The sequence below is a fragment of the Flavobacterium azizsancarii genome (assembly GCF_027980145.1).
Taxonomy (GTDB): Bacteria; Bacteroidota; Bacteroidia; order Flavobacteriales; family Flavobacteriaceae; genus Flavobacterium; species Flavobacterium azizsancarii.
The window spans coordinates 111220-132502 of the sequence record NZ_JAMZNK010000003.1 but is presented as its reverse complement, the minus strand read 5'-3'; the positions used below and the strand labels follow the sequence as shown (position 1 = coordinate 132502).

Sequence of the window (21283 nt, the reverse complement as noted above, 5' to 3'; positions counted from 1 at the left end):
TTAATAATGTTTATAACTTGATGGTGATCTTATTTTTGTTTTCTGGAATTTTTATTTCTTTTGAATTTTATAAAGTTAACTTTGCATTACTAAATATTCTTTTGAAAACCGAAGCCTTAGCCCTGATGGAAGCGATATCCTTTTTCTGGATTCTTTAGCCAGGAAAAGATATAGCGTACAGCAGGAATAGCTCCTAATTTTTATACTTTTAATTATCAGAATTGTTCAAAAGAACAGTTTTGAATTTAATATATTTTTATACTATGAAAAAAACTTTTATAATTTTGGTTGTGTCACTCTTCTTTGTAAGTTGCAAACAGGAAATTAAACCGGCTGATATTGCGAAATTAAATGGTTATTGGGAAATCGAAAAAGTGGTTTTTGATAAGGGTGAAGAGAAGGATTACAAAATGAATGAGAGTTTTGATTATTTTGATATTAAAAATAACAAAGGAATCAGAAAGAAGGTAATGCCACAATTTGACGGAACTTTTTTAACGAGTGATTCTTTTGAAAATGTTTCGGTTCGATTTAAGGGTGAGCAGGTTTTTCTGGATTATAAAACAGATTATGCAAAGTGGAGTGAGGAATTGATTTCGATTTCAGACGAGAAACTGGTGGTGAAAAATCAGCAAAAAAAAGAGTATCATTATAAAAAAGCAGCAGCAATAAATTTATTAGGAGATGGCAAAAAGACTAAATAATCAAACGATTGGGGCTGTTTTGCAACAGATTATCCAGGTGAATAAATTAGGGGCAGGAATGGACCAGATTGATGTAAAGGAGGCCTGGAGACAATTGATGGGGAATGGTGTTAATACGTATACAAGAAACGTGGTTTTGAAAGGTAGTACATTATATGTAGAGTTGTCATCAGCGGTTTTAAGAGAGGAATTGAGTCACGGAAAAACTAAGATCGTGAAAATGATTAATGAAGAGTTGGGGCGTGAAGTGGTGACGGATGTGGTTTTGAGATAAGTGTTTAATAGAACGTTTAAATTGTCATGATTGTAAATTCTCAGTTTAAAATTTCACCAATTTTGTTAATTTCAATTTTAAGTATTTTGCCATTTTTGGCTATTTACATTTATGTTATTTCTCCACAAGAAAGTGTAGCTTTTCCTTTAGTAGTATTTATGATTATTGTTTATTTTTGGTTTGCTTTAGTGAGAACCAGGGTTCATAAAGTAATTATTGAAAAAAACAATATAATAGTTAAGCGTTATTATGGGTTAGGTAGGTCTATAGCTTATGACTTTAGCAAATTAGATGGTTTTGTGGTTTTATTCGAAAGTGGAAAACTTGGTGTTTCTGAGCAGTCTGTTTTTATTCTTGAAAAAGGAAAAAGAGTTGTTTGTATTTGTAGTTATTACCTAAGTAATTTTAATGATTTAAAATTAGTTTTAAAAGAAAATTTGAATGATTTAGGTGAAATAAAAGGACATGATAATATTTCTGACTTTTTAAAAAATTCATAAAAAAATCCCGTTCAACTTGTCGAACGGGATTTTTTTATTGTGTAATCTAAAATCTAAATTCAGAAATCTGAAATTTAGAATTGCTCTCTTCCAGCAAAATGGAATGCACCTTCGATAGCAGCATTTTCATCGCTATCAGAACCGTGTACTGCATTTTCTCCAATAGAAGTTGCGTATGCTTTACGAATAGTTCCTTCAGCAGCTTCAGCTGGATTTGTAGCTCCAATTAAAGTTCTGAAATCTTCTACAGCGTTGTCTTTTTCTAAAATAGCAGCAACAATTGGTCCACGAGACATGAATTCAACTAATTCTCCGTAGAAAGGTCTTTCTGCGTGAACTGCGTAAAATGCTTTAGCATCAGCTACAGTTAATTGAGTTAATTTTAATGAAACGATTTTAAATCCTCCATTAGTAATCATTGCTAAGATATTTCCGATGTGTCCGTTTTGAACTGCATCTGGCTTAATCATTGTAAACGTTCTATTTGTTGCCATTGTATATTTATTAAATTTTGTGCAAAAGTATACTTTTTTTATGAATTGATTTTAATTAATTCGTAATTAAAACACGGTAGAATAATGTTTTGACCAATGAAAGATGTTTTTTGAACCATAAAAGTAATATAAGTTCATTTAAATAGCTTTGTGTAGAAAAACAGTACCGAACTTTAGCTGTTTTCTAAAATGAACTTATATTGCTTATGTGATGAAACATTTAGACTTTGAAAATTAATTTGTTTTTGTAGAATATCCACAAGATAAAAGTCCAGATCCCCACATAAATTAAAGCTCCGGCTAAAGAGGCTGCCATTGGATTACTGAAAAATGGGGCGATTCCGAAAGTATATAAATAATTTAAAAGATTGATTTTTTCTAAAGGATTATGTGGGTTTTGAAATTCAATCATCACTAATGCCTGCGGAATAATCTGTGAGGTAAAGAAAACAATCATAGGATTTACTCCCCAGATCAGGAATGGTTTGAAACCTTTTTGGTAGTTAGTAATATCAATGATGTAATATAGGATAGTTAGAAATACGGTTGCTAATCCTGTAGTGTATAGAACATAGCTGCTTGTCCAAAGTGATTTGTTTATTGGGAATACGAGATCCCAGATTAAACCAAAAAAGATAAGTATCGTACCGATAATACCCATTTTTTGAGCTTTTTGGATTTTGATTGCATCAGTTTGTAAAAGTTGTCCAATCAATAAACCAATTATTCCGTTTACGATCGACGGAAATGTGCTTAAAATACCTTCAGGATCCCAGGTGATAGTGCCGCGATACATATGTCCTTTTAGTAAAACGCTATCAAGCCAGGAAGCTAAATTAGTTCCTTTGTCAAGATTTGCGGCTCCAATTCCGGGAACAGGAATTAATGTCATTATTGCCCAATATCCCAGTAATAAAATAATTCCGGTTATAATTTGAGTTTTTTGAGATGTTTTAAGATACAAAAGCGAAACAACAAAATAAACAATTGCAATTCGTTGTAAAACTCCCGGTAAACGCACATCGTGATAGGCTTCGATACCGCTATATGCCAAAAAAAGATAAATAGCGAGAATTGAAAATGCCAGTATGTTTTTGACTTTTGAACTAAAACTTCCCATTAAAGCGTAACCAACAGCAATGGTAATAATTAATCGGCCAATTAAAAGTGGAATTCCTTCAAGACCGAATAGCTGTATTTTTCCAAAAAAGTTAAAGAAAATCCCCAAACAAAGCATTCGCAGAGAGCGAACTAAAATTTTGTTGAAAGTGCTTCCGTCATAAAATTTATCAGGCATTGCCAGTGGTACTGCCACTCCCATAATAAAGATAAAAAACGGAAAAACTAAATCGGTTGGCGTGCAGCCATGCCATTCTGAATGTAATAAAGGTCCGTAAACATGTCCCCAGTCTCCGGGATTATTTACAATTGTCATTAGTAAAATGGTTAATCCTCTAAAGACATCTAAAGATATCAAGCGCTCTCTGGTCATAATTTTGGTAAATAGGTTAATTTTTGTTTTAAATGTTACTATTTGGTTTAGAGAGGCAATAATTTCAGAAGAGGTGGTTATTTGTTTCTGAGGATTATTACTTTATTTTACCGTTAAACGGATTGTTTTTTTGTCACGAATTCCACTAATTTTTATTCATGAGAATTAATATTCGTGTAATTAATCGCGGTTTTTTTTCGATATTTATATTGTAATTATATTAAAATTCGCTTCTAATGGTTTTAACTTTTGAATTAAAAGCGGAATCAATTGTTCGCCTTTTTCTAAATAAAATTCAGAAAAATTAGTTTGGCGTTCCTGTAAACTTTGATTCGGGAATAACTCGAATTGCAAATCTGTTACGCGTTGTAATTCGTTTTCTAATTTTCGTTTTTGAGCTTTCAATAATCTTTTCTCAAGATTGTCTAAACCTTTCTTTTGTTTGACTTCCTGCGCTTTGACTGCTCCGGTAAATGACTTGTCCGTTTGTTGTGCCAATACGTAAAGATATTCAAATTGTTTTTCTAATGCTTCTTTTTGAGGTGTTAAATCAATTGGGAAAGCAGATAATTTGTGCGTGATTGCATTGATTAAATTCGCTGGTTTTGTAAAAAGATCTGCCCAGCTTAAACCTAGGTTATCGGCTTTTTTAACTTGTTTTTCAGTAGCTAAAAGTACTGAGTTACGAACAAGAAGCATCGGGAAAGTAATGTTTACGGCTTCGAAGAAAGATTTTAATTCTAGCCAATAGGCAATTTCTCCACCTCCGCCAATATAGCATAAATTGGGTAAAATAATCTCCTGGTACAACGGACGCATAATCACGTTTGGACTGAATTTCTCAGGATTGTTTTCTAGCAATTTTAGAATTTCGTCTTTCGAAAATGAGATTTTGGTATTGTTAACGAAGTATTTGTTATTCTCAAAAATAATGCGTTCACGTAAGTCATCTTCGATATAAAATAAATTAATTTCACGCGGATTTACCTGAACGGTATAAGCAGCAAGTTGTTCTATCGTTTTCTGAACCGCCTTGAAAGAAGTTTGTTGTTCTAATTCTTCTTTGATATAAGGAATAAATGCACGTTTTAAATTTGCATCATCAGCATCTAAAATCACTAAACCATAGTTAGCAAATAAACTATTGGCTAAAAAGCGCGTTGCATCTGCTAAGTTTTCATGTTTTAAATAAGCTTCTTCAAATAATTTTTTAATAACATTAGCATTAGTGCTTGATCCCAGTTCCGCAGCATAAATTTCCAGAAAATCAGCTAAACCTTCAGTAGAAAGTCTGCCAACAGGACCTGTGCTTTCTTTATTCCAACGAAATTTCTTTCCTTTAAAATTAAAGTAATTGATTTCTTCAAAATCATGATCTTCTGTCGCCATCCAATATACCGGAACAAAATTATTCGCCGGATATTTTAATTTTAATTCCTTCGTCAGATTAATCGTCGAAATAATTTTATATAAGAAATACAACGGACCGCTAAATAAATTTAATTGGTGCCCAGTCGTTATGGTAAACGTATTTGGAAGCGCTAGAAGCTCTATGTTTTGTTTCGTTGCATCAGAGACTTCAATATGCTGGTATTGTTTTTTTAGAGTTTCAACCAAGGGCATTCGATTTTGATTATCGAAGTTTGCTTGTTTCTCAATGATTTGTTTTTCAAAGTTTTCCGATGTTGGAAAATGATTGTACAGCGGCTTTAATTCTGGTTTTTGATCTAAATAATCTTGCATCAATTTAGAGAAATATCCTGAAGTTTGGTAGCTGATACAGTCTGTTGGCATAATTTTAAATTTATTTTTGACAGCTGTAAATTTAATGAAAATATGCAGTTAAATTCAGTTTTAACTATTGCTTATGATTTGATTTTTTACTTTTATTTTAAAGTTCCTGTAATCAGCTGTTTAAAATTGAAATAGGATGCAGTTTAAAAAGTGTAGTTTTTATGATAGTTGTTAAAAAAGATTGTTATTTTGAAACTATTTATGATAATGGTGAATTATTAATAACGAAATTATATTTTTGCAATAAAAAAAGATATATCTATTTTACATGGAAACTAACCCGAAAAAGAAGAACTCATTAAAACATGTTCTTTTTGGTTCCTTAATTGGAACTACAATTGAATTTTTTGATTTTTATATTTATGCCAATGCTGCAGTATTGGTTTTTCCGCAATTATTTTTTCCTGGTTCTAATGCGACTATGGCGACTCTGGAATCTTTGGCTACTTTTTCAATAGCTTTTTTATCGCGTCCTTTAGGTTCAGCCTTTTTTGGACATTATGGTGATAAAATAGGACGTAAGTTCACTCTCGTTGCCGCTTTGTTAACGATGGGGATTTCGACTGTTGCCATTGGATTTTTGCCAAGTTATGCCAGTATTGGTGTTGCAGCTCCATTATTATTGATGCTGTGTCGATTTGGGCAAGGTGTAGGGTTGGGAGGCGAGTGGGGAGGAGCTGTTTTATTGGCTATCGAAAATGCACCGCCAAACAAACGTGCCTGGTACGGAATGTTTCCGCAATTGGGAGCTCCAATAGGATTATTACTTTCAGGAGGAACTTTTTTATTCTTGACTGATTCAATGAGTAATGAAGATTTTATGGATTACGGATGGAGAATTCCCTTTATTGCCAGTTCGCTTTTGGTAGTAATAGGGTTTTATATTCGAACAAAAATTACTGAAACTCCCTCTTTCGAAAATTCTAAAAAAGAACAGGAAGAAGTTAAAATTCCTTTTTTAGTACTTGTCAAATCATATAAAAATCAATTGATTTTTGGAACATTTGCCGCGATTACAACTTTTTTGGTTTTTTACTTAATGACTGTTTTTACGTTGAGTTGGGCGACTTCAGATTTAGGAATTGTTAAAAGAGACGGATTGTTAATACAATTATTTTCAGTATTGTTTTTTGCCATCTTTATTCCGGTTTCGGCAGTAGTTGCAGATAAAATTGGCCGACGTAAAATGCTAATTATAGCAACTGTAGCAATCGGGATTTTTGGATTTTTCTTTTCATACTTTTTAAGTTCCGGTAACATTGTTCTGGTGACCATTTTTGCCTGTATCGGAATGGCTTTAATGGGATTCACATATGGACCTTTAGGAACTTTTTTATCAGAGCTGTTTCCAACAAATGTTCGTTATTCCGGTGCGTCCTTGACTTTTAATATGGCTGGAATTCTTGGTGCTGCTTTTGCGCCAATGATTGCTATTTGGTTAGCCTCTACTTATAGTGTAAGTTATGTAGGGATATATTTAACAATTGCAGCCTGTATCTCTTTGTTTTCATTTTTGGTGATTAGCAAAGAAGAACATAAGTTTTAAAAGTTTAATCGTAATCCGATATTTATCGGAAACAAAAGATTTACACAAAGTCCACAATCATGATAATAAGTATCATGATTGTGGACTTTGTAATTTAAATCTATCTCTTCAGACTAAAATGCCCTCTATATTCTTTTCCGTTTAATCTTGTTGCAGTAAACCAATAATCTGATGCAGGTTCCTGACTGCCCAGATAATTTCCATCCCATGAAGTATTAGTACTTAATTCTTTGATGAATTTTCCATAACGATTAAATATTTTGATTCCTGTATTAGGTTTCAAATACGCAAAATCTATTGTCCAGGTATCATTATAACCATCGTTGTTTGGAGTGAAAAATTTGGGAAAAGGAAGTTCGTCAACAAAATTAATACAATCTCCTTGTGTTGCTTCAAGAATAGTAATAGTAACAGGTATTCTGTTGCTTTCGCAATTATTTATGGTTTGTAAAGCATAATAAGTAATTCCGTTTTCGAGAGTTACTGCTTCAGATAATGTGATATTTGAAGATGTGCTTTGATACCATTTTATATTTTGTCCTGTAATGTTGATGCTTTTTATTGAAGCATTTTTTTGAATACAGAATGTTTGAGGTGAATCAGCAATTGGATTTTGAGTATCCTGAATTTTTACTGTAACAGCCAATCTTTTACTTTCGCAATTGTTTAATGTTTGTGTACCGTAATAAATACCATTTTGTAATAAAGTGGTTTCGGATAAAATATTACCATTTGTCGGAGAATCGTACCATTTAATTGCTGTTCCGGTTAAATTTATATTTTCCAAAGTTGCAATTTCGTCTATACAAAATTGTTTATTAGCGCTTCCGCCTGGCATTGGAGTATCATAAACTCGGATTAAAAAAGGAGTTCTGTCACCTTCGCAACCAATTGTTTGCGAAGCATAATATGTTCTATTGTCTTCTAGTAAGGTTGTATTTGGTAAACTGGCCGCAGAGAAATCAGTATCGTACCATTTTGTGTTTTGCCCAATTATTTGAATGTCGTTTAATGTTGCATTCTCACTTTTACAAAATTGCTGATTTGCATTTCCAGTTGGGGGAGATGGTGTGTTTACAATTGAAACTGTAACTCCTAATCTAGGGCTTTCGCAATTATTTATAGTTTGGGAAGCATAGTACGTTTTTCCATCTTCAAGATTAGTTGTTTCTTGTAATAATAAACCGTTCGTTAATGCATCATACCATTTTGTAGAATTCCCTGTAACTTGAATGTTGGCAACAGTTGCATTTTGGGCTGAACAAAAAGGTTGATTAGTATCTGCTGTTGGTGGTAAAGTATTGTGAATTTTTGTTGTCACAGGTACTCTTTCGCTTTCGCAGCCTTTAATAGTCTGTGATGCGTAATACGTTACATCATTTTGTAGTGCAGTTGTATTTGGTAAGAGTATTCCGGAAGTTGCACTATTATACCATTTTATATTCTGGCCTGTTATAGAAATATCATCTAAATCTACATTAATGGGATTGCAAAATGATTGTAGCGAAGAGGTAATTGGTATTTTAAGAGGATTAACTATTAAATTAAATGTAGTTTCACTATAACAATTTAGGTTGTCTGCTTGAGCCACTCTTGCATTAATTATTGCAGTTTTACTTTGAAGAGGATTTGGTAATGGACTTTGGAAAGGATTACCATTCGCATCAAAATAAGATACTGTCATTCCGGTTTGATTCCCAAGGAGTTCAGATTGAATATCAGATGTATTAAACGATGCAGTGCCACTTGGGTAGGTATTTTCACAAGCGGAAAGAGTTGTAACTTTATTGGCAATGGGCGATGATTTAACGTTAATTATCTTTGTTCTATTATATATTTGTCCCAGCATGTCGGTAAATGTTGCGGTAACTTCGTATTGGTCGGCTGAAGAAAATGTATGGGTTGGATTAATTAAAGTACTTGTATTTTCAGTATTAGAATTTATATCTCCAAAATTCCAGACAACGCTTTTTATGTCAAGGCTATTTACTAACGAGAATTGTTTTTGAAGTCCATTACAATCTTTATTGACAGTTATGGTAAAAGGAGTATCATCTATTGCTTCTCCATTGACAGTAATGTAAAATTTTGCATCTGGACGATTTAAAGATAATGTTGTTTTATATTCATTATACGGAGGACATCCGCCCTTTTTAGACCTAAACCATGAAAAATCATTATCTTCAGCTGTACCGGCTACAAATGCATGTGCTTCACTATTTGTGCTGTGTAATTGAAAAACTTCAACTAATATTTCTTGAGTACCAGCGGGTACGATTATTGGATTTTCAAAATTTACAGTAATGATTTGGGTGTTATTACTACTCATTGGAAGTTTAACAATTTGACTACTTCCTATTAAATTTGACTCAGAAAAAGAGCTCGGAAAGTTTGAATCAATAGCATAAATATTGAATTGTAGATTGGTATCCCAATTAACGGAATAAAACAGACCAACTTCGCCAGTATTAATTATGAAGTTTTGATTAGACTTGATTCCAAAATCTGAAAGTACAAATTTTCTCGCCCAGCAAATACCTCCCCAACTACAAGAATACATAGAATTCTGGATCACAGCATTTCCAATATTATGAGTTAGTGTAGTTTGTGAATATAGATTCAAATTAAAAAATAGAAAAAAAGTAAATAAGGTAATTGTAATTCTATTCATTGATAGTTATCGTAATATATATGACTAAAATTTGGATTCTCGCAAATGTAATTAAATATCTACAAAATAAAACTAAAACTAGAACTTGAATCTTTTCCTGAAAATTCACTAAATATGCCGTATTTTTGCAAAAAAAATAATTCCTTTTGAAAACCAAACTTTTTGTTGTTACGCCGCCTTTTACCCAACTGAATACTCCGTATCCGGCGACAGCGTATATAAAAGGATTTCTGAATACCAAAAATATCGAAGCGGTTCAGGCTGATTTGGGTATTGATGTGATTTTGGAGTTGTTTTCGAAAAAAGGATTGATAGATTTGTTTCTTTATTCTCAGGGCCTTTTTGAAAACGTGTCCTCCCGCGCGGAGTCGAGGGATGAAGTTTCAGATAACTCCAAACGTATTTTTGCTTTACAAGATGAATATGTCAAAACGATTGATGCTGTAATTCAGTTTTTGCAGGGGAAAAATCCAACATTGGCTTTGCAAATTTGTCAGGAAGATTTTCTGCCGGAAGCTTCTCGTTTTGCACAATTAGAAGAACTCGATTGGGCTTTTGGAACTATGGGAACTCAGGATAAAGCAAAACATTTGGCGACTTTGTACCTTGAAGATATCTCCGATTATATTGTTGAATGTGTCGACGAAAATTTTGGTTTTAGCCGATATGCTGAACGTTTGGGCCGAAGTGCTAATTCTTTTGATGAATTGTACCAAGCTTTACAACAAGAACCAACTTATATCGATGCAATTCTAATTTCGATTTTAAAAGCGAAGATTGAAACGATTCAACCTACATTTTTTCTGATTTCTGTTCCCTTTCCCGGGAATTTATATAGCGCTTTTCGTTGTGCTCAATGGATTAAACAACATCATCCCGAAATTAAGATTTCGATGGGCGGAGGTTTCCCAAATACCGAATTGCGTTCCCTTTCGGATGCACGTGTTTTTGAGTTCTTCGATTTTATAACTTTAGACGATGGTGAAGTTCCAATAGAAGAACTTGTTCAAAATTTGTCTTCCCGAGCGGAGTCGAAAGAAGAGAAGCAATACAAAAGAACCTTTCTTCTGGAAGACGGAAAAGTGGTGTATAAAAACAATTCCTTAAAACATGATTACAAACAAGCTTACGTAGGAACGCCTGATTATTCAGATTTGTCTTTGGATAAATACATTTCGGTAATCGAAATCGTGAATCCGATGCACAGAATGTGGAGCGATGGACGTTGGAATAAACTCACCATGGCACACGGCTGTTACTGGGGTAAATGTACCTTTTGTGATATTTCATTAGATTATATCAAAGTATATGAGCCTGTTGCTGCCAATTTGTTGTGTGATCGTATGGAAGATATGATGCTGCAAACGGGTCAGAATGGTTTTCATTTTGTAGATGAAGCAGCTCCTCCGGCTTTGATGCGCGCTTTGGCTTTAGAAATTCTACGCCGAAAACTAGCCGTAACCTGGTGGACAAACATTCGATTTGAGAAAAGTTTTTCTAAAGATCTTTGTTTGTTGTTAAAAGCTTCCGGATGTATTGCCGTTTCAGGCGGTCTGGAAGTAGCTTCTGATCGTTTATTAAAATTAATAGACAAAGGTGTAACGGTAGAACAAGTCGCAAAAGTGACCCGAAATTTCACGGAAGCCGGTATTATGGTTCACGCCTATTTGATGTATGGATATCCAACACAAACGATTCAGGAAACCGTTGACAGTCTGGAAATGGTACGCCAATTGTTTGAAGCAGGAATTTTACAATCCGGATTTTGGCATCAGTTTGCGATGACAGCTCATAGTCCCGTTGGATTGTATCCGGAGAAATTTGGCGTTACAAAAAAGACTGAAGTCATTGGTACTTTTGCCAATAATGATATCGACTATACAGATTCTACAGGAATCAATCATGATAAATTTAGTTTTGGATTAAAGAAATCGCTCTTTAATTTCATGCACGGAATTTGCTTTGATTACGAACTACAGGATTGGTTCGATTTTAAAATACCGAAAACAAAAATTGATCCCGACTTTATTTTTAATGCACTTGAAGAAGGAAATGATTTTAATACAAAACCAAATGCAAAAGTAGTTTGGCTGGGAGGAAAACCTTTTGCTGAACATTTTACAAAATCGAAAAAAGGAAATTCATGGGAAATGATGACTTTTACTTTTCATGATAAAAAAGAGAGTTTCAATATTCAGACCAATAAAGAAGAAGGCGAATGGCTGGTTGAAATTTTAACTAAAATCACGATTTCGAATGCTAAGAATTATACTTTTCAGGAAGTAAAATCAGATTTTGAAACGAGTTTAGATGACTTTGAATTGTTTTGGTATTCCAAACCAATTAATACATTACGTGAATTTGGATTATTGGTTTTATAATCAATATTCCACACAAGTTCCATCGTCAGGAATGTCAACTTTATCCAGAAGATCATGTACAGAAAGTGCTACGCTTAACTCAATTCTGGTAGTTGGGCAATGGTTTAAGGCTTCTAAATGATTGGCGAAAACTTTTCCAGGAGCCAATGCAGCAAACTTCAAAATATCGTTCATTCGCATCAATAACGGCTGACCGATATCTAAACGTGCCGTTCCGCAGGCAACTGTTGCAATATCTGGTTTAAATTCAATTAAAACTTTTTGAACATGTTCTGTAAAAATCGTATCAGAACTGATATAAATCGATTTTTGGTTTGGTAATTCAATATGAAAACCCATCACATTTCCCATCAGTTTTGCAATAAATCCGTAACCGTGAATGGCAGGAATTCCAGTAATCTTACCACCTAAAAAATCTTGTGGTTCCCAATAACTCAAGCTTTGAATGATGTTTAGCCCTCTTTTTGTCAAAGCATTTTCATCTTTTATGCTGCAAACGACAGGAATACTTTTTCGTCTTAGAAAAATTTCGCCAGCTTTATCAATATGGTCAGCATGCAAATGGGTAATGAGACAAATAGTGACTCTGCTCAAAATATCCCTGCTGTTTTTAGGCAAAGCGACAAGCGGGTTTCTTTTGGGTTTATAACGAAAGAGGGTAAAAGGTGGAATTGTTTTTCTTTTTCCTAACATGGGATCAACCAATATAACATCGGTTTCAGTTTCGATAACTAAAGTAGCATTGCGTAAGTGATGTAATTTCATATCCAGGAAATTTATATCTTAAAATTACGAAAGTTTTTAAAACTTGTTTTACAGATTTTTCCCTAATTTTAGCAGAATTGTTATTTTTTAATTTCAGATATTGTTTTACTGAATAGTGCAGAGATTCCTCGTTACTAAGAAGGACAAGATTAGGTTCTGATTGCGAATGATGGATTAAAATCCATCCCTACAATATATTTTGTTCCTATCGGAACTTTAAAAAAAATTCCAGAGGAATGATTTATATTGTAGCAACGGATTTTAATCCGTTGAAATAAAAATTAGTTTTTATCATAGAAATCTGAAGGACAATCTTTGTGATTACTTTATGATGCGCTAAAAAAAATAAAACTACATCGTAAACCGAAACCCAATTCCATGAAGGTTTTCTATAGAAATCCCTGTTTCATTAATCAAAATTTTACGCAAACGCGAAATAAAAACGTCCAGGCTTCGTCCCATAAAATAATCGTCAGTTCCCCAGAGCGAAGTTAAAATCTGCTCTCTTTTTAAAACCAAATTTTTATTATCAAGAAATAATTTTAGTAAATCAGCTTCACGTTGTGTAAGACTAATTTTTTCACTTTCATTAAAAAGAATAAAATTGTTAATATCAAATTGATACTTTCCAATCTGATAAAAGTTTTTTTCTACGGGAATATTTTTCTGAGAACGCTTTAGAAAAATTTCAATTTTCAAAAGCAATTCTTCGATACTAAAAGGCTTTACCAAATAATCATCGGCACCCAATCGCAATCCTTTAATACGGTCTTCTTTTAAAGTCTTAGCCGAAAGGAAAATAATCGGAATATCAGTATTCAATTTCCTAATTTCAGTAGCCAATTCAAAACCATCCATTTTGGGCATCATGATATCAAAAATACAAATGTCAAAATTTTCTTTTTTAAAGGTCTCCAAACCCAGTTTTCCGTCGCAGCAATGCACCACTTCATAGTTGTTTTGTTCCAAATTGTCTTTGGTCAAAAAAGCTAATGTTTCATCGTCTTCGGTATAAAGTATTTTGAATTGTTTCATTTTTTATAAGGAATTGACAAAGTTATAGTAATGCCGTTTGTGGGGTTATTTTGTACTTTTATTTTCCAGTTATGCAAGTTGCAAATTTCTTTTACATAATACAAACCAAGTCCAAAACCGTTTACCTCATTGCTTTTTTCGTTTTGAGCACGGTAAAATTTATCAAATACAAAAGACATGTTTTTGGGAGAAATTCCGATTCCGTTATCACTAAAAGTCATCTTTATAATTGAATTTTCCGTTGAAATTCCAATTGTGATTTCCGGTTTTTCGTTGCAGTATTTTATAGCATTGTCCAATAAATTATAAACCAGATTGGAGAAATGAAAAACATCGGTTTCTATCTGATATTCATTCGACGGCGTTTGGATTTTAATAGAAGCTTCAGGATATTTCAATTGAATATTTTCGATAGTTTCTTCGATAATAGGAACAATTAAAACCATTTCTTTTTTTAATTCTAAAGGAGCATAATCTGATTTGGCAATATTTAAAATTTTCTCAATATGATTGTTCAGTTTGTGACTTTGGTTGATAATAATATTCGTGTACGTATGCAATTTTTTATCGTCTTTAATTGGGTTTTGTTCACTTAGGTATTTTGAAGCTATTAAAATAGAAGATAAAGGTGTTTTGAATTCGTGCGTCATATTATTGATGAAATCCCGTTGCAATTCTGAGTATTTTTTTTGCTGTAAAAGCGTAAAAATCGAATATACGTAAATCAATAAAATCAGAATTAGAGCGATCGAAAGTATAAACCAAAAGCGCATAGAACTGAACAAATATGTCGTTTCGTTGGGAAAACGAATGGCAAAGTAATATACTAAATTTTTGTGCTTTGGAAAAGAAACCGTTCTTTTTTTTTTTTCTTTTTCAGAAAACGAAATATACTTTCCGTAAACCATTTCATCACTTTGGCAATTGTAGACTGCGTATTCAAAATCAGTTGTAATATTCATTTTTTTAAACTCTGATCTCAAATAGAATTCTAAAATATCTGGTTCAAAATCGTTCTGAATATTTACAATATAATAATCGTTCGAAATTTTTTGAACTGGGTTCTGACAAGATGCTTCATGATCTTTTCCTTCGTATAATTTTCTGGCAACTTCAAGCAAAGCGATGTTTGCTTTCTGGCTTAGTTTTTTTTGTTCCAGGGTAAAAGCTTCTTTAGTCCAAAGCAATTGTGCCACCAATATACTAATAATGGCTACAAGTCCCAGAAGGATAATGCTATTGAGTTTATTTATTTTCAAAAAATGCGGTTTTTAGACTGTAATATTAATCAAATTTAGACTTAAAAACGGCGATTAACAAGTCATTAACAAAGATTTGAAAGTGGTTAACAGCGATTAGGATTTGTCTGAATTACCTTTGTAAAACAAAATTAGAACTATAAACCATTAAAATATATAATTATGAAAATGATCAAAATTTCGATGTTAGCCTTAGCTTTAAGCTTAATGTCTTTTTCAGCAATTGCACCAATACAATCTATGACTTCTGAAGAAAAATTGGTTGAAGCTGCTGCTTCGACAATTGTATGGAAAGCAGAAACTATCGATGTAGGTCAGATTCCTCAGGGAACACCAAAAGCGATTGTTTACGAATTTAAAAATACAGGAAAGACAGCAGTAGTGATTACAAATGTTCAGGGATCTTGCGGTTGTACTGCGACAGATTATACAAAAGAACCAATTTTACCTGGTAAATCAGCGAAAGTAACGGCAACGTACAACGCTGCCAATAAAGGTGGTTTTACAAAAACAGTTACTGTTACGACAAGTGCAGAAAGTACTCCAAAAGTACTTACTCTAAAAGGTACAGTAATCTAAAAATAAAGGTTAGTTATAAAGCGAAAAACTCCAGTTAAGTCATGTTAGCTGGAGTTTTTTTATACTTTGTATTTTAGGAAATCAGTATTTTTCTTTGATCGCTTTTGCAGGTTTGTAAGGCAAATATTAATTTTTGTATAAATACTTTGTTTTCACCAAAACTTTTCTATTTTTATTAAAAATAATATTATGAAAATTTTGTATCCGCTGATTGCTGCTATCCTTCTTTTTTCAGTGATTTCTTGCAATAAGAAAGCAGAAAAGAAAGGCGAAGAACTGAAAGAGACTTCTGAAAAAGTGGTACCTGAACTCAAAATTTCAATTGATAGCGTCGGTATTACTGCTTTTTACAAGAGATATCCCAAAGTGGTTAAATTTCAGGATCAGGTTTTGGCTTTGTACAAGAAAAACAATTCAACTCAATTGTGGCTGGATAATAAAGGTGTAGTCGAATTTGCAAATACGCTGTTTAATAAATATAAAGGACTCGAGCAGGAAGGTTTAAAAGCAAATTTCCCTTATAACGAAAATATCAGTTCTATTTTTGAACATATTCCTGAAAATAAATTAGCAAAAGCTGACACAGATTTGATGATTACAAATCTCTATTTTTATTATGTTCAGAAAGTGTCCGGAGTAGATGAAAAAACGACCAAATCACTAGAATGGCTTTTACCTCGTAAGAAAGTAAATTATCAGGTGTTTTCAGATTCTATTTTTAAAAAATCTACCATTAGTGATGATAAAAAAAGTAAGATGTTCAGTCAATATTACAAACTTCGCGATGCATTACAGCAATATCGAGAGATAGAGAAAAAAGGCGGATGGAAAACAATTGAAGTTGGCGAAGGTTTTAAAAGTTTAAAAAAAGGAGATTCTGTTGCTGCAATTGGACAAATAAGAGAAAGATTGTTTCTAACAGGAGATCTTAAGGAAAACAGTAAAAGTAATGTATGTGATTCTACATTAATTTCCGGGATTAAAAATTTCGAATCTCACCACGGATTAACTCCAAAAAATATAATCTTACCTGAACACATTGCTGAATTGAACATTCCGGTTTCAGACAGAATTAAAACTATCATTGTCAATATGGAACGCTGCAGATGGATTGATCCTGAACTCGAAAAAGGCAAAGAATTTATAGAGGTTAATATTCCTGAATTCAAATTGTATTTGATTCGTAATCACGAAATTGTTTTTGTATCTCCGGTTGTTGTAGGTAAAGCAATGACTAAAACCGTGGTTTTTAGCGGAATGATGAATAATATTGTTTTTAGCCCATATTGGAATATCCCTCCAAGTATCATAAAAAGCGAGATTAAACCCGGAATGGCGAAAAATAAAAATTATTTGGCACAAAAAAATCTGGAATGGAATAATGGTGCTGTTCGTCAGTTGCCTGGAAAAAATAATTCGCTTGGTTTGGTGAAGTTTTTATTCCCAAATTCAAATAATATTTATTTACACGATACGCCGGCAAAAAGTTTGTTCGAAAGAGAAAACAGAGCTTTTAGTCATGGTTGCGTTCGTGTGGGGAAACCAAGAGAATTAGCCATTGAACTTTTAAAGCAAGATCCAAGCATGACTCCGGAGAAAATTGATAGAGCGATGCATGCCGGAAAAGAAAGCTGGTACACGCTAAAAAAGAAAATTCCTGTTTATATTGGTTATTTCACAGCTTGGGTAGACAGAAATGGAAATTTGAATTTTTATAAAGACGTTTACAAAAGAGATGACAGTTTGATAAAACTTCTTACGGAAGAATAAAAAAAAAGTTTGCCACTAATTACACGAATTTGCACTAATTTTTATCTACAAATTGAAAGATAATTTGCGGAAATTCGTGTAATTAGGGTCTAAAAACCTATTTGGAAATCACATCAAGACATTTATAAAAGGGACAACAGTTTGTCGATAACTACAGTTGTTTGTACGCAGATTTGGCAGATTAAAGGAGATTTAATTGGTTTTTTTTTAAGTTATCAAAAAAAAAATCTGCGCTTATTTGCTAAAATCTTTTTAAATCTGCGTGAAATAAATCGATGAAATTATTGGCAAAAATCTATTTAGGCAATACATCGACACACTTATAAAAACGTTTACTGTAATGATCAGAATCTAAATCGCTAATGGTTACGCTGCCGGCTTTTCCGGAAGAAGCGTGAATGAATTTTGAATGCATACCATTGGCCTCACAAATGATCCCGACATGTCCTACGATAGTTTTGTTCCTGTAACCGTAAAAAACTAAAACATCTCCAACTTTAAAATCTTCGGATTTTTTTGCGGTTCCCAGATTTTTGTAACCGCTTGAACTTCTTGGTACGGTAACTTCAAAATGCTGGAAAACGTAATTGACAAACCCTGAACAATCAAATCCTCTTTTTGGGTTATTTCCTGCGTATAAGTAAGGTGTTCCCAGATATTGTTTAGAATAGGAAATAAGAGAATCACGATCTATAGTTATTTGTATTTTTTCGATTGGAGTACTAACAGTTTTTTTTTCTTTTTTTAAAGTAAAAGAAGAGCATAAAATAATGCTTGCAAATGCTATATAGAGAGTTAATTTCATCTTTAGAAAAAATTATAAGATTTAATTGATAAAAATAGGATGTTGTTTTTGAATATCAAAGCGATATTTTGCAAAGACAGCTATGGATGGGTAATAATAACCGAAGATACGTCTTTTTATTTTGGTGTTTTTTTATTACTTTTTGATGTTTTAGTATCTTTTTGTCTGTTGAATTTCAGATATATTTGTGAATCGTATTTATATTTTAACAAATAAATTATGTTTCTCAAAAAAATATCATTTTTAATTTCGTTTTTGCTGATTTCGTTTGTTTCGACTTCACAAAACAAAACAAAAACTTTTCTTTATCAGGGTCGGGTTGAAAAACTTTCGGATAATAAAGTTATGTTAATAGGAACGGCTTCTTCTGTGACTTTAAATTTTACAGGAAATGAATGCTCGATTTCGTTGCAAAGTGTTGATTCCTGGGAACATCATAATTATGTTTCATTGGTTTTGGATGGGAAATATATAGGAAAATTGAGGATCGAAAAAGGTACAGCGCAATCTTTCCCGATAAAAGTTACTTCAAATAGAAAAGAACACACTTTAGAAATTTATAAAACTACAGAAGCACATAGTGGCGGAATTCTATTTGCCGGAACAACTGCAAAACTGACTTCGATTACTGCCAAAAAGAAAAGGAAAATTGAATTTATAGGAGATTCTATAACTTGTGGCGCAGCGAGCGATCCGTCTGACGTTCCTTGTGATAAAGGTGAATATTTTGATCATCATAACGGATATTACGCTTATGGGCCAGTTCTTTCAAGAGCAATTGGTGTCGATTATCTAATGAGTTCTGTTTCGGGAATTGGGATGTACCGCAATTGGAATGATGAGAACAAAGATGAAGCGATTATGCCGGATGTGTATCAGAATCTGTATTTAACAAAAGAGGCTTCAAAACCTAAATATGATTTTGCTTTTCAACCGGATATTATCAGTATTGCATTAGGAACTAATGATTTTTCTGGTGGAGATGGTAAAAAAGAGCGTTTACCTTTTAATGCGGAAAAGTATGTTTCGAATTATATCAACTTTATTAAAATGTTGTACCAACACAATCCAAAAGCACAAATCGTGATTACTAATAGTCCGATGGTTAACGGACAAAAGGCAGTTGTTTTTAAAGATTGTCTGAACAAAGTCAAAGAGGCTTTTGCATCTGATAAAACCCATAAACCCATTGCGATTTTCAAATTTAAACCTATGACACCAAAAGGTTGTTCAGGACATCCTGATGTTGCAGATCATAAAGTATTGGCCAATGAATATGCTCCTTTTTTAAAAAAGCTGCTAAATGAAAAATAATATATTTAAGTTTGCTTTCTTTCTGTTGATTTCCAGTACTATGATGGCAAACGTTACACTTCCGAATATTTTTGGTGATAATATGGTTTTACAACGCAACTCTGAAGTGAAAATTTGGGGTTGGGCGAATCCAAAAGAAGAAATCAGATTGGTTTCGGGCTGGAACAATCAGGAATATAAAGTTGTGGCAAATAATCAGGCGCAATGGGAACTTCATATCAAAACGCCTCAAGCCGGAGGACCTTATATTATTTCTATAAAAGGATATAACGAAGTCATTCTTAAAAATATTCTAATTGGAGAAGTTTGGGTTTGTGCCGGACAATCGAACATGGAAATGTCGGTAAGTTGGGGGATTGACAATGGCGAGGAAGAAATGAAAAAAGCTGCGAATCCTAATATTCGATTTTTTACCGTTCCGAAACTAACTGCAACAACACCACAAAATAATTTACTTGGAAACTGGGTTGAATCGACTCCGGAAACCATGAAAAACTTCAGTGCGATTGGTTACTTTTTTGCCAAACGCCTGCAAGAAGATTTAAAAAATGTCCCAATCGGATTGATTTCTTCGAACTGGGGCGGAACTCCTGCTGAAATCTGGATGCCGGAAGAAGTAGTTGAGAACGATCCTGTTTTACTAGAAAATGCAAAAAAACTTAATGAACAAGAATACGGACCGCGTCAACCCGGACGTGCGTACAACGCAATGATTTATCCTTTTTCAGGGTTTAAAATTGCCGGAACGCTGTGGTATCAGGGCGAATCGAATGTTGGTTCGTTGGTTTATGATCAAACGTTATCTGCCCTGATTACCTCGTGGAGGAAAGTCTGGCAAGAAGAATTTCCGTTTTACTTCGTTCAGATTGCACCTTATAAAACAGGAAGTAATAACTTCTCAAATGTAACGGTAAGAAACTCTCAACGCAAAATTTTGAATGAAGTTGCAAAGACCGGAATGGTGATAATCAGTGATATTTCCGATACGATTGATATTCATCCAAAGAATAAAAAATCGGTGGGAATTCGTTTGGCAAATCTGGCTTTGGCTGATATATACAAAGTCAAATCTGGTTTAGTGAATAGTCCGTTATTTAGAGATTTAAAGATCGATAAAAATAAAGCGATTGTTTCGTTTGATTATGCTGAAGGATTACATTTTAAAAACAAAATATCAAATCAGTTTGAATTAGCTGGAGCCGATGGTGTTTTTTATCCCGCAGAAGCTTCTATAAAAAATAATCAGGTGGTTTTGGTGAGTAAAAAAGTAGCTGCTCCTGCAAAAGTGAGATTTGCCTGGGGAAATACCATACAGTCAGATTTGTTTAATAAAGCGAATTTACCTGCTTCTTGTTTTATAACGGAGTAAAGGATTTTAGCCTCGAAGTTGCGAGATAGATTTTAGAATTTTTGCCCACGGATTGTGCGGGTTTAAACGGATTGGTGCTGGTTTTTTATTGTTTTGTCAGCTGAGCGGAGTCGAACCCCCGCAAGTAACTCGATACAGATTGGCAATCTTCTTTGCGCGGTTTCTTTGTCTTTTCGACGAAGGAGAAATCACACTCGTAACTCGATACAGATTGGCAATCTTCTTTGGGTGGTTTCTTTGTCATTTCGACGCAGGAGAAATCACATTAGTTGATTGACAAAGATTTAAAATTTCTTGTGGGGAGTTTCTTTGTCATTTCGACGAAGGAGAAATCACATTCGTAAATCGATACAGATTGGCAATCTTCTTTGCGGAGTTTCTTGTGTGATTTCTCCTGTCTCGAAATGACAAGATTGTGAAACAACAAGATTGCGAGAAAATCTAAGAAATCGAAAAGTTTTCGTTGACCTATTTGCGTGAGGGATAGAGGCGGTATCCTTTTGTGAAGTGAAACGGAATAAAAGATAAAGC

At 33.4% G+C, this 21283-nt stretch carries 17 protein-coding genes; 9 read left to right on the top strand and 8 right to left on the bottom strand.

The features are described from left to right. Positions 1–263: 263 nt before the first annotated feature. From NJT12_RS02730 to NJT12_RS02720, 3 genes are read left to right on the top strand one after another with little or no spacing between them, the layout of a single operon-like run. On the top strand, positions 264–704 hold the full coding sequence (locus NJT12_RS02730) for a lipocalin family protein (RefSeq protein WP_271334401.1): 441 nt from the start codon (positions 264–266) through the stop codon (positions 702–704). Beyond that, a complete protein-coding gene (locus NJT12_RS02725) occupies positions 685–978 on the top strand; it encodes a DciA family protein (RefSeq protein ID WP_271334400.1) in 294 nt (97 codons plus the stop codon). Before NJT12_RS02730 ends, NJT12_RS02725 begins: the two co-directional genes overlap by 20 nt. A 26-nt stretch (positions 979–1004) precedes the next feature. Further along, positions 1005–1478 carry a hypothetical protein gene (locus tag NJT12_RS02720; RefSeq protein ID WP_271334399.1) on the top strand — a complete coding sequence of 158 codons (474 nt, stop codon included), beginning with the start codon at positions 1005–1007 and terminating at the stop codon, positions 1476–1478. 74 nt (positions 1479–1552) lie between these two features. Here the strand turns inward: NJT12_RS02720 and NJT12_RS02715 are convergent, their stop codons facing one another. From NJT12_RS02715 to bshC, 3 genes are all read right to left on the bottom strand, one after another. Further along, positions 1553–1972: a nucleoside-diphosphate kinase gene (locus NJT12_RS02715; protein WP_055095565.1), complete on the bottom strand. Its 420-nt coding sequence runs from the start codon at positions 1970–1972 to the stop codon at positions 1553–1555. Between the two features lie 220 nt (positions 1973–2192). Further along, complete coding sequence (locus NJT12_RS02710) at positions 2193–3464, bottom strand: acyltransferase family protein (RefSeq protein ID WP_271334398.1); 1272 nt, start codon at positions 3462–3464, stop codon at positions 2193–2195. Between the two features lie 204 nt (positions 3465–3668). Then, on the bottom strand, positions 3669–5258 hold the full coding sequence (gene bshC / locus NJT12_RS02705) for a bacillithiol biosynthesis cysteine-adding enzyme BshC (protein ID WP_271334397.1): 1590 nt from the start codon (positions 5256–5258) through the stop codon (positions 3669–3671). Between the two features lie 268 nt (positions 5259–5526). On the opposite strand from bshC, the gene NJT12_RS02700 reads away from it, so the two are divergent. Beyond that, positions 5527–6804, top strand: a complete 1278-nt coding sequence (locus tag NJT12_RS02700) for an MFS transporter (protein WP_271334396.1) — start codon at positions 5527–5529, stop codon at positions 6802–6804. A gap of 100 nt (positions 6805–6904) precedes the next feature. On the opposite strand, the gene NJT12_RS02695 is transcribed toward NJT12_RS02700, so the two are convergent. Next, positions 6905–9475 (bottom strand): Ig-like domain-containing protein, encoded by a 2571-nt coding sequence (locus NJT12_RS02695; protein ID WP_271334395.1) that lies wholly within the window; start codon positions 9473–9475, stop codon positions 6905–6907. A 146-nt stretch (positions 9476–9621) separates the two neighbouring features. Between NJT12_RS02695 and NJT12_RS02690 the strand changes: the two genes are divergently transcribed. Beyond that, positions 9622–11856 carry a B12-binding domain-containing radical SAM protein gene (locus tag NJT12_RS02690; RefSeq protein ID WP_271334394.1) on the top strand — a complete coding sequence of 745 codons (2235 nt, stop codon included), beginning with the start codon at positions 9622–9624 and terminating at the stop codon, positions 11854–11856. Here NJT12_RS02690 and NJT12_RS02685 read toward each other — a convergent pair whose 3' ends face one another. The 3 genes from NJT12_RS02685 to NJT12_RS02675 form a co-directional block, all read right to left on the bottom strand. Then, a complete protein-coding gene (locus NJT12_RS02685; protein ID WP_271334393.1) occupies positions 11857–12621 on the bottom strand; it encodes an MBL fold metallo-hydrolase in 765 nt (254 codons plus the stop codon). Between the two features lie 351 nt (positions 12622–12972). Next, entirely contained in the window at positions 12973–13656 is a 684-nt protein-coding gene (locus tag NJT12_RS02680) for a response regulator transcription factor (RefSeq protein WP_271334392.1), read from the bottom strand. After that, complete coding sequence (locus tag NJT12_RS02675; protein WP_271334391.1) at positions 13653–14915, bottom strand: sensor histidine kinase; 1263 nt, start codon at positions 14913–14915, stop codon at positions 13653–13655. The genes NJT12_RS02680 and NJT12_RS02675 overlap by 4 nt, the downstream gene beginning before the upstream one ends. 162 nt (positions 14916–15077) lie before the next feature. Here NJT12_RS02675 and NJT12_RS02670 point away from each other — a divergent pair, with 162 nt between their 5' ends. Then, positions 15078–15494 carry a DUF1573 domain-containing protein gene (locus NJT12_RS02670; RefSeq protein ID WP_271334390.1) on the top strand — a complete coding sequence of 139 codons (417 nt, stop codon included), beginning with the start codon at positions 15078–15080 and terminating at the stop codon, positions 15492–15494. A 189-nt stretch (positions 15495–15683) separates the two neighbouring features. Continuing rightward, positions 15684–17264: a L,D-transpeptidase family protein gene (locus NJT12_RS02665; RefSeq protein ID WP_271334389.1), complete on the top strand. Its 1581-nt coding sequence runs from the start codon at positions 15684–15686 to the stop codon at positions 17262–17264. A 295-nt stretch (positions 17265–17559) separates the two neighbouring features. Here the strand turns inward: NJT12_RS02665 and NJT12_RS02660 are convergent, their stop codons facing one another. Then, entirely contained in the window at positions 17560–18069 is a 510-nt protein-coding gene (locus NJT12_RS02660; RefSeq protein WP_271334388.1) for a C40 family peptidase, read from the bottom strand. 219 nt (positions 18070–18288) lie between these two features. Here NJT12_RS02660 and NJT12_RS02655 point away from each other — a divergent pair, with 219 nt between their 5' ends. Together NJT12_RS02655 and NJT12_RS02650 are read left to right on the top strand one after the other, a co-directional pair. Next, positions 18289–19383 carry an SGNH/GDSL hydrolase family protein gene (locus NJT12_RS02655; RefSeq protein ID WP_271334387.1) on the top strand — a complete coding sequence of 365 codons (1095 nt, stop codon included), beginning with the start codon at positions 18289–18291 and terminating at the stop codon, positions 19381–19383. Continuing rightward, positions 19373–20752, top strand: coding sequence for a sialate O-acetylesterase (locus tag NJT12_RS02650; protein WP_271334386.1), 1380 nt, complete (start codon positions 19373–19375; stop codon positions 20750–20752). The genes NJT12_RS02655 and NJT12_RS02650 overlap by 11 nt, the downstream gene beginning before the upstream one ends. Positions 20753–21283: the final 531 nt, after the last annotated feature.